At 42.8% G+C, this 16,066-nt stretch carries 15 protein-coding genes; 11 read left to right on the top strand and 4 right to left on the bottom strand.

Annotated elements, in window-relative coordinates:
* Nucleotides 1-51 precede the first annotated feature (51 nt).
* Nucleotides 52-1,914, bottom strand: a complete 1,863-nt coding sequence (locus MUCPA_RS17690) for a tetratricopeptide repeat-containing sensor histidine kinase (RefSeq protein WP_169316185.1) — start codon at nucleotides 1,912-1,914, stop codon at nucleotides 52-54.
* A 283-nt stretch (nucleotides 1,915-2,197) separates the two neighbouring features.
* Between MUCPA_RS17690 and MUCPA_RS17685 the strand changes: the two genes are divergently transcribed.
* The 4 genes from MUCPA_RS17685 (at nucleotide 2,198) to MUCPA_RS17670 (ending at nucleotide 4,932) form a co-directional block, all read left to right on the top strand.
* Nucleotides 2,198-2,680: an RNA polymerase sigma factor gene (locus MUCPA_RS17685; protein WP_008508234.1), complete on the top strand. Its 483-nt coding sequence runs from the start codon at nucleotides 2,198-2,200 to the stop codon at nucleotides 2,678-2,680.
* A 4-nt stretch (nucleotides 2,681-2,684) separates the two neighbouring features.
* Nucleotides 2,685-3,278: a hypothetical protein gene (locus tag MUCPA_RS17680; protein WP_008508232.1), complete on the top strand. Its 594-nt coding sequence runs from the start codon at nucleotides 2,685-2,687 to the stop codon at nucleotides 3,276-3,278.
* Between the two features lie 93 nt (nucleotides 3,279-3,371).
* On the top strand, nucleotides 3,372-4,382 hold the full coding sequence (locus MUCPA_RS17675; protein ID WP_008508230.1) for a DNA cytosine methyltransferase: 1,011 nt from the start codon (nucleotides 3,372-3,374) through the stop codon (nucleotides 4,380-4,382).
* The gene (locus MUCPA_RS17670) at nucleotides 4,333-4,932 is read left to right on the top strand and encodes an HNH endonuclease (protein ID WP_008508228.1); all 600 of its coding nucleotides are present in this window, start codon (nucleotides 4,333-4,335) and stop codon (nucleotides 4,930-4,932) included. Before MUCPA_RS17675 ends, MUCPA_RS17670 begins: the two co-directional genes overlap by 50 nt.
* 16 nt (nucleotides 4,933-4,948) lie before the next feature.
* Here MUCPA_RS17670 and MUCPA_RS17665 read toward each other — a convergent pair whose 3' ends face one another.
* The 3 genes from MUCPA_RS17665 to MUCPA_RS17655 all read right to left on the bottom strand — a co-directional run bounded on the left by MUCPA_RS17665 (nucleotide 4,949) and on the right by MUCPA_RS17655 (nucleotide 8,762).
* Nucleotides 4,949-6,334, bottom strand: coding sequence for a serine hydrolase (locus MUCPA_RS17665; protein ID WP_008508226.1), 1,386 nt, complete (start codon nucleotides 6,332-6,334; stop codon nucleotides 4,949-4,951).
* Between the two features lie 245 nt (nucleotides 6,335-6,579).
* A complete protein-coding gene (locus tag MUCPA_RS17660) occupies nucleotides 6,580-7,734 on the bottom strand; it encodes an acyltransferase family protein (protein WP_008508225.1) in 1,155 nt (384 codons plus the stop codon).
* 119 nt (nucleotides 7,735-7,853) lie between these two features.
* Nucleotides 7,854-8,762: a LytR/AlgR family response regulator transcription factor gene (locus tag MUCPA_RS17655; RefSeq protein ID WP_008508223.1), complete on the bottom strand. Its 909-nt coding sequence runs from the start codon at nucleotides 8,760-8,762 to the stop codon at nucleotides 7,854-7,856.
* 451 nt (nucleotides 8,763-9,213) lie between these two features.
* On the opposite strand from MUCPA_RS17655, the gene MUCPA_RS36210 reads away from it, so the two are divergent.
* The 7 genes from MUCPA_RS36210 (at nucleotide 9,214) to MUCPA_RS17620 (ending at nucleotide 16,057) form a co-directional block, all read left to right on the top strand.
* Nucleotides 9,214-9,975, top strand: a complete 762-nt coding sequence (locus MUCPA_RS36210) for a hypothetical protein (protein ID WP_008508222.1) — start codon at nucleotides 9,214-9,216, stop codon at nucleotides 9,973-9,975.
* Between the two features lie 112 nt (nucleotides 9,976-10,087).
* Nucleotides 10,088-10,849, top strand: a complete 762-nt coding sequence (locus tag MUCPA_RS17645; RefSeq protein ID WP_008508221.1) for a hypothetical protein — start codon at nucleotides 10,088-10,090, stop codon at nucleotides 10,847-10,849.
* Nucleotides 10,846-11,529, top strand: coding sequence for a response regulator transcription factor (locus MUCPA_RS17640; RefSeq protein ID WP_008508220.1), 684 nt, complete (start codon nucleotides 10,846-10,848; stop codon nucleotides 11,527-11,529). The genes MUCPA_RS17645 and MUCPA_RS17640 overlap by 4 nt, the downstream gene beginning before the upstream one ends.
* 9 nt (nucleotides 11,530-11,538) lie before the next feature.
* Nucleotides 11,539-12,867: a sensor histidine kinase gene (locus tag MUCPA_RS17635; RefSeq protein WP_008508218.1), complete on the top strand. Its 1,329-nt coding sequence runs from the start codon at nucleotides 11,539-11,541 to the stop codon at nucleotides 12,865-12,867.
* Between the two features lie 171 nt (nucleotides 12,868-13,038).
* On the top strand, nucleotides 13,039-14,256 hold the full coding sequence (locus MUCPA_RS17630; protein WP_008508217.1) for an MFS transporter: 1,218 nt from the start codon (nucleotides 13,039-13,041) through the stop codon (nucleotides 14,254-14,256).
* Nucleotides 14,257-14,348: 92 nt separating this feature from the next.
* The gene (locus tag MUCPA_RS17625) at nucleotides 14,349-14,891 is read left to right on the top strand and encodes a hypothetical protein (protein WP_008508216.1); all 543 of its coding nucleotides are present in this window, start codon (nucleotides 14,349-14,351) and stop codon (nucleotides 14,889-14,891) included.
* Nucleotides 14,892-14,938: 47 nt separating this feature from the next.
* Nucleotides 14,939-16,057, top strand: coding sequence for a metallophosphoesterase family protein (locus MUCPA_RS17620; RefSeq protein ID WP_008508215.1), 1,119 nt, complete (start codon nucleotides 14,939-14,941; stop codon nucleotides 16,055-16,057).
* The last annotated feature ends 9 nt before the right edge of the window (nucleotides 16,058-16,066 follow it).

Raw genomic sequence — 16,066 nt, 5'->3', positions numbered from 1 at the left:
GGCGGCTTTAATAAGCGGCCCTTTTATCATTCTAAATCATTATTGCATTACCTAATTACCAAAGCTATTAGGTACAGATTGAAAATACACTACAAATTCGGAGCCTCCATCCGGCTCGCTTTTCACCTCTATGTAACCCTTATTTTCTTCAACGAACTGCTTGATAAGAAATAAGCCCAAGCCCGAACCAAGCTCCTGGTCGGTACCTTTTTCGGATATGGAACGCCCCGATGATATAAAAAGCTGTTTCAATTTCGCGGGCGGCATTCCTTTGCCACTGTCTTTGATATGAATGCCGGTAAAGCCGTCTTTCATTGTGTAAAAAACATTTATTTCCCCTCCTCTCGGCGTAAATTTGATGGCATTGCTAATAATATTTTGCAAAATGATCCTGATGTGTTGCTGATCACCGCTCACAAACATCCTCACATCGAAAGAATGCGATATCCGTTGTTGTTTTGAAGTATACACCGAATAGTAAAGTGCCAATACCTCTGTTGTAACATCGGTGAGCTCTACTGTTTCTGTTTGGAGTGTAGCGCCTGAGTGCTGACTGTTGGCCCAGTTTAGCAGGTTATTGGTTAACCCTGCAACAAGGGTCAACTGCTGATGGAAACTCTGCATAACCTCTTTCTGTTCGGCTTCATCCAACTCATCACTATCCATCAATTCAAGCGCCTGGAGCACCGATGCAAAGGGGCTTCTCAGATCATGGCCAATAATGGCAAGTACGCGGTCTTTGGTTTGATTAAGCGCTATAAGCTCACCCTGCTGGGCTTGTATTTCAGCTTTTTGCATGGCGATAGCCTGGTTGCTCGCCTGCAATTCGAGGTTAAGCTTGTTTTTAAGCTTAATATTACGCCTCAGCGAAAACAATACGCCAACTAACAGCAAAGCAAATGCAGCCACCAGGCTCGTAATAACCCTATTACTTTTTATAACCTGCCTGTTATATTCATTTTCTTTGACGAGTTTCAGGTTCTCGGCGTTTTTATCGCGCAAATGCAGGTAGTTAATCTCTTTTTCACTACGTTCATTGGTGAGGCTATCAGCGTAAGCTCGAGACATGGCCTGGTAGTGATAGGCTTTTTCATAATCGTTTAAGGCTGCGTAACACTGCGCCATTATCTTAACGGCGCGCTCAGTATCCCAGGGGGCGTTCAATTGTTTAGCTACTATAAAGCCTTTGTTGGCATTCTCCAGCGCCTGGCGGTAATCGCCCATAACATATTGAACTTCGGCGATGCCCGAATAAGCAAAGGTTTTTTCCCAATTATCCTGATAGTTGCGAAAATTAAGAGCCGCTTTGAAAAAAGACAATGCCTTCGGGTAGTTTTTAAGGTGGTAATAAACTTCGCCAAGGCGATTTAAAGCCATTTGAATCATGTGGTTGTCTTTGCATTGCTGGGCAATGTGGAGCGATTTTTGCAGATACTCAAACGCTTGTTTCCTCCGGTTGAGTTCATCATTACAAAGGCCAATGTTAAAATAGTTAGCAGACATTCTGGAACTGTCTTTCAATTTGGTATTATAAACCAGGGCCTGTTGAAACTCCGGTATGGCATCGGCAAACCGATTTTGGCCCAGGTAGATCAACCCGCGGGTATTAATGGCGCCAGCTAAGCCGGGAATGTAATTGATCTGCCCACTCAAGGCTACAGCTGAATCTGCATAGGTGAGCGATTGAAAAAAAGCTCCTCCTATATACTTTACTTTGGCAATATTAGCCATAGCTCTCGCCCTCTCTGTTTGTAGCTTAAGCTTTTTAGCGCCCGTTAAAGCGGCCTGCGCAAATGTAAGAGCGCTATCGGTTGATGAAAAGAAAAATTTCTCGGCTAACCGGTTACATATCGATACCTCATCAGCATTTTCAGGCTTCCCTTTAAAATGCTGATATTGTTTCAGCAAATCCATAGTATTTGATTGAGCAAGCGCATGACCTTGTGAAGCCATTAGTATAACTAAACCTATTATGGCAATCAGGATCGGGTTGCAACTGAAATGTTTAAACATCTGTTAGGGAATGCCGGTTAAAATTAAGCATTCGTTCTGTACTTTTTTCAAACGCGAACATTTTTTAATCGTTACGCCAAAAAAAGTTCAAACAAGTAAATCGGCAAAAATAGTTTCCTGAGATCTAACAATTTGTGTGATTTTTTGGCCATCTTTTATACTAATTGGGCGTAGTTAATTTTAAATGCAAAATCAAAAAGAGTTTATTGAAATTATTCAGCAAAATCAGGGCCTTATTTATAAGGTAGCCAAGGTATACACCAATAGCAAAGAAGACGAGCAGGATTTGTATCAGGAAATTGTTTACCAGGTTTGGAAATCCTTCGGCTCGTTTAAACGCGGTTCTAAAATAAGTACATGGATGTATCGTATAGCTTTGAATACCGCCATAGTTCATTTAAATAGAGAAAAACGAAAAGGAAGCCAGGTGCCCATTGATGAGGAATTATTAAATATGACCGATACGGCAGGCTCTTTAGAGGATGAACGAAGCGTGGCCTTATTTAACCACATCAAAACGCTGAACGAAGTGGAAAAAGGGATTATACTGCTTTACCTGGATGGAAATAGCTACGAAGACATTGCAAATATAACAGGGTTTACCCCAACCAATATCGGCACCCGTTTAGGCAGAATTAAACTGAAATTGAAATCAAAAATTACTTAACAGCATGGAACTGGAAGAAATGGAACACCTGTGGGCAGAAATGTCTGTCAGGATGGAAACGCAAAAAAAAATAAGCGATTCATTAATCATCAAAATGACACAGCTAAATTACCGGAACAAGATCAATAAAATATGGATACCTGAAGCAGCAGGATACCTGGTTTGTTTTGCCGAACTGGTATTTATAGTGCTCAATTTTCAAAAATTAACCACATGGTACCTTGTTGCATGCGGCTTTATATCGGCTTTAATTTTATTGATATTGCCGGTGCTATCGATCAGGGCAATTCGCACTATGCTATCCGTAAACATTGCAGCTAACAATTACAAACAATCATTAATAGCCTACTCAAAAGGAAAAACGCAATTGTTATTCGCTCAAAAGTCAAGCTTTTTTTTGGGGGCAGTGCTGTTGCTGGTGATATTTCCTGTTATGGGCATGCTCATTGGCGGCAAAGATGTTTTTAAGTCAATCAGGGTATGGTACTGGTATATTATTGTTTATCCTTTTTTTTATGCTTTTGCCGGGTGGGTTTTTAAACGTTACATGAAGATGGCTACGGATGCTGAGCATATTTTGAAGGAACTGGAACTTTAAGTTATCCGTCATTCCCTTTAACTACCGCCCAAGGGTTGCTATCTTCTCTTTAGCCGAATACTAAAAAAATTAGTCGTCATAAACTAACAAGAGTTGGATAAAGAAATTATCTTTGCCTATATGTCAAGGATATATACTTCAATAGAGATATGCGCTGGTGCCGGCGGTCAGGCCATCGGGTTGGACCAAGCCGGTTTTGAGCACCTGGCTTTAGTGGAACTCGAAAATCTTGCCTGTCAAACTTTGAGATTCAACAAGCCACAATGGAATGTTATTGAGAAAGATGTTAGAAATTTTTCTGCTACCAAATATGAAGGCGTCGACCTTTTTGCGGGAGGAGTACCTTGTCCGCCATTTTCGATAGCCGGCAAACAATTAGGTAAAGATGATGAGCGAGACTTATTTCCCGAAGCGTTAAGGTTAGTTAGAGAATGCTCCCCCAAGGCAGTTATGCTGGAAAACGTAAAAGGAATTCTTTCAGCCAAATTTGAAGGATACAGAAATCAGATTATTGCCGAATTAAATAGTTTGGGGTATCAATGTACATGGAAATTAATTAACTCTTCTGATTATGGGGTTTCGCAATTGCGGCCGAGAGCTATCCTTGTTGCATTAAAAAAAGAATATTTCGATTTGTTCACCTGGCCAGAAAAAAACCAACTTTTTGTGCCTTCAGTAGGCCAGCTTTTATTTGAAGAAATTACCTCGTTGGGATGGGACGCTTCGAATTGGGTTAACAAAGCGGCTCGGATAGCACCCACTTTGGTGGGAGGCTCAAAAAAGCATGGAGGTGCAGATCTGGGGCCAACCAGAGCAAAACAAGCGTGGGCAGAAATGGGCATTTGTGGAAAAGGACTTGCTGACGCCCCGCCTGCGGCCGATTTTACCGGCCTCCCCCGCCTGACACTGAAAATGACAGCACTAATCCAAGGCTTCCCTTCTTCGTGGAAATTTGTTGGAAAAAAAACGCCGGCCTACCGCCAGGTTGGAAATGCCTTTCCGCCACCTGTAGCAAAAGCCGTTGGAGAATCGATTATCAGAGCATTAAAATTACATGAACAAAAAAGCGCCAAGAGTACAAGGATCGAGATCGAAGCTGCGTGATTACTTTACTGAAAATGTAGGCGTAGTTTTGGATTCAAATACGTTAAGAGAAATTGCAGGAACCAGTGAATGGGCGCGACGTGTACGTGAATTACGCAACGAAGAAGGAATGAATATAGTTACCCATAACGACCGCAGCACCCTTAAGCCTGGTGAGTACATGCTTGTTAATCTTAAGCCTGTTCCTTCATTTGAAAGAGGAATCTCCAAAGAAACCCGAGCTTTTGTATTAGACAGAAACGGATTTACATGCCAAATGTGTGGTGCTGCTGCAGGAGAACCCAATCCATTCGATGCCAATAGAAAAACCAGATTACATATTGGACATATTATTGATAAATCAATGGGAGGAAGCGATGACCCTGGAAACTTACGCGCAATTTGCTCTGTTTGTAATGAAGGTGCATCCAATCTTACCCTTAACCGCCCCCAGGCTATCAAATTACTCGCACAAATAAGAAGAGCTCCATCATCAGATCAGCTCGATGTATTAAATTGGCTCATTCAAAAATTCCCGTTACAGGCTAAAACACTTACGGAAGATAAATAGCCGTCATTTCCCTCAACTACCGCCCAAGGGTTGCTATCTTCTCTTTAGCCGAATCATTCGACGGATCCAATTCTACCGATCTTTTGTAATTGATCAATGCTTTGGCCTTGTCTCCCTTGGTTTCGTACGCTTCGGCCAGGCTATCAAAAACATTTCCGGATTTGGGGAATAAAGTTGTATTGTATTCAAAAATAGCAATCGCCGCCTCATAGTTCTTTTTGTTCAGCAAGGCATAGCCAACGGTATTGAGCGCTGTTTCGGTATCAAAATTATAATCATCAGGGTATTTTATTTTCAGCTGCTGGTAGTCAGTCAGCAAGCCGGTGCCGGTGGCGTTATCCAGTTTATCCTGCAAGGCAGTAATCACTTGCTTTTTGGGTTGCACGTAAGGCTTGCCATCCAGTATGTTTTGTATGGCACCATTTATATCGTACAGAACATTCTGTTTGTTATTGGTCATCAAAATAACAGTTCGCCCTATTTTAGCATTGGCAGTGAGCAGGGCCTGGTAATTAAGCGCTGTGCCATCGTGCGTATGCCCTGCCAGTTGATTGCCATTCATTTCGCCGCCGCCCAGTCCGCATTGCCTGTCTGGCGCAAACGGAGTAAGCAACTCTCCGGTAGAGGCGGGACTGATGAGGCGGAAATGTTCCAGGCTTTGTTCCCACTTATAAAAATCATCAAGGGTAAGAGCCGTCCATCCGGATATTGACGTTGCCATTGGCGATTGTACTCCACTGTTATTGTACGATTTGGCCATTAACGGCGTATTCTCGTCGGGATCAACCAGGGCAGTTGTCATTTTTAACGGTTGCAATATTTTTTTCGTCACAAAGGCTGTGAAGCTCATGCCTGTTATCTTGGCTACAATCTGGCGTTGCAAAAACGTGTTACTGTTATTATAAGTATATTGGGTACCGGGCTCAAAATCCAGCTTCGCTATCTTTTTAAGCGAATCCATAGCAGCGGCATCGTTTTGGATATTTTTCCATTTTAATTCGGGCAGGCCGCTGGTGTATTGCAGCAGGTTTTTGATACTGATGGTTTGCGCCCATGCAGGCAAGCCGGTGATGTATTTGGAAATTTTATCGTCAACGGCCAGCTTTCCTTGTTCTTTGAGCATCATTATGGCAGTGGCATTAAACTCCTTGGCGATGGAACCAATATGGAAACGGTACCTGTCTGTAAGTAATGTTTGCCGGGTAGCATCTGTATAGCCAATCGCTTTGCGATAAACTTCTTTTCCCTGGTCAATAATCAAAACATTCCCGTTAAATAAGCCGAGCTGATTTGACCTGTTGATCAAAGCATCGATAGCGGTGTATTTGGTTTGCGCTTTAGCCTGGGCCGCAGCGATGATCAAAACTACAAAAAAGATATTTTTCTTGTTGATGAATGGCATACACTTATAGAATTATACAGTAGACCATTTTTTTGACCTGATGTTACAATACAATTTATATTTATGCCTTTATTTTAAAGTGCGGCCAATATTGGTGCTCCTATTTATGATATTTATAAAAAAGAATTTCTTAATATTTTCGAGTACCCTCAACCGTCGTTTCCTATCCGACAAAACATAGCTTTACGTATTCAAAGCGTATTGGTGATCAAACTATTGTGAGAAGAATTAGAAAAATTCAGCCGTTAAATAATCTTCTTTACACCTGGAATCAGCACAAAAAGCGCCCCTATTAAAAAGCTGCTCAATACAGCTAAGGGAGCCACCAACAATAGTTTAATAGCAGGATCGGCCGACCAGGTTCTTACCGAGAGCGATAATGAAATAATGGCCAGGGGATGAAGTATGTAAACGCCGTAGGAGCAACGGGCCAATTTGCCAAGCAGGGGCGATGATGAATTCCAATATCGTTTGCCGGTACTTAATAGGGCCGTCAGGATAGATAGCCCGACCCATTGTTCCCATACCGCATATAATAACGACTGCCAATGCAAGCCGCCCGAGTACCAGCCTATTGGCATATTAAGCTTTAGCTTGATAATAAAAAATACGGGGAAGAACAATAAGCATAGCCATGCCGATAGGGCAAGACGTTTACCTGTCCGTTCGGACAACGTGTTAAACCATTGATTACGGTAGGCCAGCAATCCAACGATGAACAATGCGATGTATTGAGGGAAATGCCCCAACTGGAAACCTAAAGGTTTAAGCACCCATCCTACCGGAAATAATATCCTGACCAAAAAACTGATGACGCCCAGCAGTACTGCAAACAGCAAAATTACACCCGCAGTTGGTACAGGTAAAGCGCTTTTGAATGTGGTTTTAATAAAGCGCCGCGTTACTACATAAATCATGGTGAAAACCAATAAGGCTGCAACAAACCACATGACACCAAATTCAATCCAATTGTTATAACCGCCCAGATACTGGAAGTAAGTAATATGCCTACCCTGGGCAAAATAATAAACCATGTAGCTAAGCAAAGGTGAAAAGATAAAGGAATAGAACAGCAATGGGATGCCCAGCCTAATAAGCCGGTCTGCAATAAATTTGCCCGCGCCCTTTCTGTCGTAAGAAGGGGGTGTGAAATAGGCCGACAACATGAAGAAAGACCCCATAAAAAAGGACTGGTTAATACTCACAAACAATGTCATAGGAAGGAGCGCGCCAATATGAGTTGCTTTTTGCGTGTAATACCAGCCACCAGGCGCCCCATAGGTAACCAATGTGTGATGAAGAATAACCAGTATAGTTAACAGCACCTTAATATTATCGATATAAAATAATTTACTGGGCTGCCCGGAATGGGGTTGAAACGATGTTGTATTAGATGGCATGGCTGATGTGTTGATGGTGTAAGCATACCTAATGCAGGTAATGATGGCAAACCTACAACAACAAAAACACCTGCCCTAAGGGGATGTTACCAGCAACAAACCTTTGTGATGAGCAACAATTAAATACTATACACCTGCTTAAGTTGTTGATAACGCGTATTGAAAATATCCAACTGAGTTCTCGAAACGGGCACCTTTGCTTCGGCAGTACCCAAAGTAAGCAGGTATCCCTGTGAGTTACCCGATACTTTTTCAACATGCCGCATGTTCACCAAATACGCCCTGTGGCACCGCAAGAAATACGGGTATGCAGCAAGCTGTGCTTCAAATTGTGTTAGCGAAATTCGTTTGAGCTCGTTATTGACAAGTCCGTCTTTACAGGTTGTCAATTCGATATAGTTGCCATCTGCTTTCACAAAAAGCAGATCTTTTAAATACAAGCTAAAATCATCTTGCTTAACTTGTGTTTTGATGAAGAGCTTTTGCGGTTGATCCTCTTTCACCGGCTCACTATCCAACGGGATAAATTGAACAACAAATGGCGAGCCTTTTTGGGATTGAAAATAAAAATCGCCCAGCCTCAAAAGCACATAAAACAAAGTGCCCGCTACAAAGCAGTTTCTTATCTCTTCCCACAAGTAGCGTACCGACCAATTATCCTCGTTCCGGTAAATCAAATCGCGCATTAAAAAGCTGGATGTACCCGTTAAAAGCAGCACAAAGCCTATATGCCCATACTCGCGAAGCAAAGTCCATTTTCTAAACAGCTTCCTTTTTTCTTTTAAATAGTTAAGAGTTCCAAAGTATGCATAGGTGATGATTGCGGGCGACGAGGCGTGAAAACAACAAATTAAAAAATAATTCATCTTTTGCTCCGGCTCATAAACACCAAATGGTTTAAACAACAAAAGAAACAGCAAAACAGCGCCCCAAATAACAGCAGCAGTTTTAGTCAAATTTTCTGACCGGTATCGCCGCGGATATTCAATCTCGTTAAGTAAATGCTCCTGGTTCAGATAAATTCGCATGCTAAACTAACCTTGGCTTTGCATCAAATTTATTAAATTTCCCGTCCTTAAAATGGATTTTCGCGAAACATATAGTTCAAATGCTAAATGCTATAATTGTTTACCATCAGGATGCTTTAATCCATTTATGTTCATACCGATAATGCTATATTGCTGTTGCAATGCAAACCCATTAACTATAGTGTTAGGTTGGCCAAGCACTTGTAATTATTCGTAAACAACAACCCCATCATAAAGAATTTACTGCAAAATATTTCCCATACATTCCGGTCCTTTTCATTTCAGTTGGATAGGTGTTAAATCATTATTGCTAAATAATTCATTTTTTTTAACCAGGAACAACTACATATATGAAGCAAAATTAATTTCCATTTCATACCCGCTTCAGTTCGTCAGGGTAGTTTTGAATCATTAAATCATTAGTAATTCAAAATTTAAAATAGGAGCAAAAATGAAAACGCAAATTAAAAAATTAGCAGCCGCAGCTTTACTGATAGGTAGCTGCGCTTATGTTTCCGCACAAGTACCTCCGGCAGTTAACATTCCCCCGGCACCCATAGGCCCTCCAGGTGTGGCAACGCCCCCGCCGCTGGCTAACGGACCTTTGTTACCAAACGCCGCCGGACCACAGCCATTACCGCAGCAACAATTGCAAAGCCTGACTACCATTAGCGGAAAAATTGCCGGCTACCTTACAAACGACCGTTATGCATACAATGCTTTTACACTCCAGGCAAGTAGCAACACAACTACTGTTATGTTTCCCGAGCATCTTGGTCAGCAACTGATGAACGCTGCAAAAAAAGGAGCAACAATAACCGTGAAGGGCTTTACCGCTACCGGGCCTGATGGTGTTAGCACTTTTCAGTTGGTAACCGCCACCGCCGCTGGTGTGCAGATTAACGATATGCCGCCGGTTCCACCGGCACAGCCTATTATTACTGAAGCAAAAACTTATTCGGGAAATATCAGCGACTTCAGGCGTGACCCGCAGGGCATGGTTAACGGTTTGAACCTCGATAACAAGGTGATGGTAGATCTTCCGCCACCAGCAACGGTACAATTGCAATCGTTGTTAAAGAAAGGTGACCAATTAGAGGTTTCGGGATTCAAAGACACGCCGCCTGCTGGTGTGGTGCTGGCATCAAATGCACCATTACTTATTCATCCGCAAACCATCACGTTAAAAGGCCAAACCTACCTGATCAGATAAATCCATATATCCCGGAAGGATTTTCTAACCGGGATATATTTCGCATTTAAAATCTTTTTTGTTCAACTACTTTATTAAATTGACGTTATCTAATAAAGCTTAAAATAAAAGATTGGCAACGCAGGAAAATGGTTCACACAATTGCTCCAATGATCAGGAGCGGGCTGCAAAACAAACCCGCACACTAATTGCGGTAATCATACTGCTACTGCTGGTGATCATCTGGCTTTGGGTTAAACCGCCGGTTCCACCTCTTCCTGCCTGGCGAACGCCTGCGCCACCACCGCCGCAAGGCCCGGGAATGGATGGCCCGCAAAAACAACGAACAGATAGTGGCGTCATTACCGCTTACCGGTATAATCCTCATTTGGATATCAATGCCATACAGCTTAAAACAAAGCATGCAGGCACAATCAGCATTGATTTTCGCCCGCATACGGCCAAAGCAGTGATGAGCATCGGCGGGTTAGGGCAAGATGTTACGGTTGATTATATTCTGCATCCAAATGATGAGGTTGTAGGATACCAGTTGATCAGCATTAAAAATAACCGGACCGGCGACAGTAAGGTTATGGAAGACCTTCCACCGCCCCCCGACGTTCCAAGCCACATCACCAGGAATTTCAGGATAGATAACCCGCTCCTGATCACAGATGAATACGGGGGCATTGTTGCCTTACGAAAGGATTCGCTGCTGTTTCATTTCAAGCCCGGCTTGGTTGATAATATTGCACCCCTGATTAAAGATAGCCATACGTTTGGCTTAATGGCAGTACGGCGAGACGATGACCTTGGTTTCGTAAACGTCCGTCACGACAAGGTGTATATCGTTGTTAGTGTTACTATTGATAACAAAACTTTTTTAGTAAGATGAAAATATTATTGGTTGAAGACGAAGCGAAATTAGCGGGCTTTATTGCCGACGCCCTCAACCAGGCAGGTCATAACTGTGATCATTTGGATGATGGAACCAAGGGCATGGAAGCTGCAATGGTAAATGATTACGATCTCCTCTTACTCGACCTGATGCTGCCATCTATGAATGGCTTTGAGGTAATTAAGGCCTTGCGAAGTTTTAATAATGAAACTCCTGTTATCATTCTAAGCGCACTTAACGACACCGAAAATGTTATAAAAGGACTTGACCTCGGCGCAATCGATTATCTTAAAAAGCCCTTTGACCTTGAAGAATTATTGGCAAGGGTACGCGCTGTACTGCGCCGAAGTTTAGCCCAGGGAAGCCTCAAATTACAAGTAGAAGACTTAAAAGTTGACCTGCTCAGCAGGGAAGTATCCCGTAATAATGTAAACATCATATTAAGCAATCGTGAGTTTGCTTTGTTGGAATATTTGCTGTCAAACCCCAATAAGGTGGTTACCAAATCGCAAATATTGGAAAAAGTCTGGGATATCAACTTCGATCCGGGCAGCAATGTTGTTGAAGTTCATTTATACCAGTTGAGAAAAAAAATGGATCGTGGTTTCGCTGTGGAATTGATACATACCGTAATTGGCCGGGGATATGTATTAAAAGGAGAAGTTACAAAAGGATAACACCAGCATATGTACAGAAAAAACTTCGGCATTAAATTAAAAATCACGATAGCATTTAGCCTGATCTTTATTTTGCTGAGTTTTTCGTTCAATCTATATTGTTACCGGCAGATCAGAAGCTTGATGATTGCCGATAATGATGCGGGCTTGCTTGCCCGGGCAAATGCATTGTTGAGCAAGATCGAGATTTCGCCGGTCATCATTCCATTGCCCGATAACAATACTGATATCAGGGTTTTCTACCATTCGGGCAGCAAAATCATCACTGTTTTTGAGTCGCCTGGAATTATAAAAAAAATCAAAACCCCTTTAAAAACGGGCGTAACTGATACGTTAGGCATGCGGGTTGCCTATGTTGTTAACAATAATGAGGAAAACCCGGCAGAACTGATATTAGTAAAAAGTGGGAAGCATCTGGAGGACAACCTGCGCTATTTACTTTTTTTACTTTTTGCCTGTAGCCTGATCAGCGTTTGTTTGGCCGGGCTAATTGCCTATGTTGTTGCGTTCTACCTATTACAACCTGTTCAACGTATCATCAATGCGGCAAGGGTGATTAATACCAATCAGCTTCGCGATGTTATTCCTGTTAAAAACACCAATGATGAACTACAAGAATTAACCGAAACCATTAATAGTATGCTGGTGCGTATAGACGAATCACTACAGCAACAACAAAACTTTTTTGCATCCGCATCGCACGAATTGAAGACGCCGCTGGCCATCATGAGGGCGGAAATTGAGGTGGAACTGATGAAAGCTAATGCCGACCATCACTTTACAGCACTGTTAAAAAGCCAACTCAACGAGATCAACCGGCTTCAACAGGTAGTGCAGGAGTTTCTGCTGGTAAGCCAGCTGAAGAGCGGCGGCATATCACTTTATAAAGAGCCTGTCGATCTGTCTTCTGTTATTTTAAAGCTCTTTAACCGGATATCACCGTTGTTAACTCCTAAAAAGCTGAAAGCAAATATAGATTTTGACCAGGAAACGGAAAGCTTTATGATCAATGCAGACCTTGACAAGCTGTTCATCATCCTACTGAATCTAACCGAAAACGCTATTAAATATAGCCCCGAAGGAAAGCTGATCAACTGCCATATCCAGGAAACTGCTGATAAACGTTTTATGCAGTTGAGCATTGCCAACACCATCTCAGAGGAAAACATTCCCACAACGAAGCTGCCAACCGCCTTTTACCGCCAGGATTTGCGCCAGAACGGCGCAGGGTTAGGTTTATGGTTATGTAAGGAAATTATTGAATTACATGAAGGGGAACTCGAAATTTCAAGCGTCGGTTATCAATTTACTGCTGTACTTACTTTACCAAAGCTTTAACAGTTTTGAATAAAACCTTATCGGCAATCAACAAATCGTTTTGCCCGTCAATATGAAGAAAAATTAATTTTCTGAATTTTACCATATCTATCGCAATATCAATTACTTAAATACAAACACCAATTATTGCTTCTTAAACAAAGTCTGAATGACTGATGTTGGAAATTCAATATGAGCGATAAACAAAACAACGTTACGGTAGATAAAAGGGTCATCTGGCCCTTACAATCTGTCAATTTCTTTATGGCAGACCTACAGGCGGGCGTGGGGCCTTTCCTTGGTATTTTCTTACTGGCCCACGGCTGGAAAAGCGGAATGATCGGTTCTGTTATGACCATCGGCGGCGTAGCCGGCATGATCATGACTATCCCGGCCGGGGCACTTATTGACGCTACTAAACGCAAACGGTTCTACGTAGTTATTTCTGCCATCTTCACCATCATTGCCTCCTGCATTATATTGATCACTCAGGATTTCTGGCTGGTCAGTATCTCGCAGGTAGCCACGGCAATTGCTGGCTCTGCCATCGGGCCTGCTATCATTGGCATCACGTTAGGCATTGTCAAACAAAAAGGGTTTAACCGGCAAAATGGCTATAATCAGGCTTACAACCATGCTGGCAACGTTGTTGGTGCTGCCTTGTCCGGATATCTCGGATATAAATTTGGAATGACCGCAATATTCATCCTTTCCGGATTATTTGGCGTTTTAGCCATTATATGTACCCTGTTGATACCGGGCAAAGCTATAGACGACAGGGCGGCCAGGGGAATGAAAGATGATGGAGATGATGCCAAAGCCAATGGCTTAAAAGTTTTATTGCAATGTAAGCCACTTTTGATCCTTGCGGGTGCGCTGGCTTTTTTTCATCTCGGTAACGGAGCCATGCTACCCTTATATGGAATTGCCGCTGCTGCAAACCATCAGGGTAATGCTTCCGTTTTTGTGGCGATGACTATTGTAATTGCACAAGTGGTAATGATAGCTACTTCATTACTGGCGATGCGTATGGCAGAAAGCAAGGGCTATTGGCTGGTGTTATTGATTTCATTTCTTTCGCTTCCGGTACGGGGCTTCATAGCGGCTCACATGATCAGCCATACAGGTTTATACCCTGTTCAAATATTAGACGGTATAGGAGCCGGTTTACAAAGCGTTGCTGTGCCGGGTCTGGTTGCTCATATATTAAACGGAACAGGAAGGGTGAATATCGGGCAGGGAGCAGTAATGACGGTACAGGGTTTAGGCGCCGCATTAAGTCCGGCTATCGGTGGCTGGATTGCACAAAGTATCGGTTATAGCACAACCTTTATGGTGCTGGGCGCCTTCGCCATTGGTTCTGTTTTACTTTGGTTGGTGTTCTCAAAAATGTTAAAAGAAGCTTGCTAAAAGCTGCTTGGGTATTAATTTTTCTTCATATGGACCAACTTAAAGAACAACGGAGAAGTCAATTAAGTTAAACGATCAATAAATAGTTAAATATGGAAACATTAGCAAAAGAACAAATAGCCCTGAGCGGTAGCGTAATGGGCTTCAAAGCAAATAAGCATGGAGATATTGATGCACTTGAAGTTGAAAATTCAGGTCAAATTCTGGCAATTAAATTTCCTCCGCATACGGCTGGTGCAATTATGCAAGAATTTACCACTGGCGAATCCGTGTCGCTTAGTTATCAAGAGGAAACACCAGGGCATGATCCTAAGGGCAATAAAAAAACCAAACTAAGATTGCTGACTTTAAGCAAAACAGATGGCATAAACTTGGTGATCGATGATATTAAACCTCAAAAAGCTTCCGGCGATACCGTTCCAGAAAATCTTTATTTCGATCATTTTGAACTTATAAAAGGTAAAAAGGGCGAACTGACTGGCATCAGGTCGGGCAAAAAGCTTATCCATGTCCACAAAGAAAACGAGAAGATAGGTGATGTTATCAGTGAGGGGGCTCAGCTTGAAATCATAGCGTTAAAAAGGGCCGACCAAGGTTTCATCAATAAAAACCAGGATGAGGTATATCATATCTAAAGCATTAAGGTTGATGGAAAAGAGTATTCCACAAAAAGGGTTAAATAATGTCTTCAGCTCCACTCATCTTCGCCCACATCGGCGATTTACACATCACTAAAGCCAGGGAGCAAAATTATATTGATCTGCTCTCCATTGTGGCCCAGATCGAGACTGAGTTAAGCAACCAGCTCGACTTCGTGCTGTTACCAGGCGACAATGCCGATAACGGCCTGCCGGAACAGTATAAGCTTGTGGCAACTGCTTTAAAAATGCTGAGCATCCCGGTTTACCTGCTTGCCGGCGACCACGACATGGAGCAGGGTGGCCTTGATTATTTTTACCAGATGCCTGTAGCGCGCCAACTGCCACTATCCGTTGCGATTAAAGGAAAACGATGCTTGTTTATTGATGTATGCGGCAGCGGTAGCGGCGGGCCAGATTTCAGGATCGGCAACCAGCAGTTTGCGTGGTTGCAAAAAGAACTGGATGACTCTAAAAATCAAGATGAAGAAATCTTGCTTTTTATGCATACCTTCCCGTCAGATCTTAAAGATAAGGATGAACAAGTGAAGCTTAACAGGCTGCTCGAAACATACAGAGTTGTTTTGGTAGATATGGGACATACCCATTATAATGAGATTACAAATAACGGCCAGACCGTATTTACTGCCACCCGGTCTACCGGCCAGATTGAGGAAGGGCCGGTAGGCTACAGCATTATCAGCATAAACCAGGGAATTGTAAGCTGGCGATTTAAACACCTGGCCGATCCGTTCCCCTTTGTGCTGATCACTGCTCCGGCTGACTATCGTTTAATCAACAACCCCAATCAGTTTGTCAGCGGGAAATATAGGGTATCAGCAACGGTTTTCGGGTCGAAGCAAATCGAGCGGGCTGAATTCCAGGATGCCCAGGATGAATGGACCGAAATGATTTTCAACAATTCGCAGAAGACCTGGTCAGCAGAGATTGACGCTGCAAACCAGCCTCTTAATAGTGTGACCGTAAAGGCCACCGACCAAACGGGGCGCCCCGGACAATGGACGATACATCCGGCAACGACACAGTATAAACTACCCGAACGTGTTAAAGACGGTAGCGACGTAGACACCATAGGTGCCTGGACCGAAAACGGCGTGTTCGGCACCCAGCTTGGTCCAAACAGAAACGGAAAACCTTCCTGACAACAGAAA

Origin of the sequence: Mucilaginibacter paludis DSM 18603, assembly GCF_000166195.2 — a bacterium.
Classification (GTDB): Bacteria; Bacteroidota; Bacteroidia; order Sphingobacteriales; family Sphingobacteriaceae; genus Mucilaginibacter; species Mucilaginibacter paludis.
This window is presented reverse-complemented; position numbering and strand designations above follow the sequence as displayed.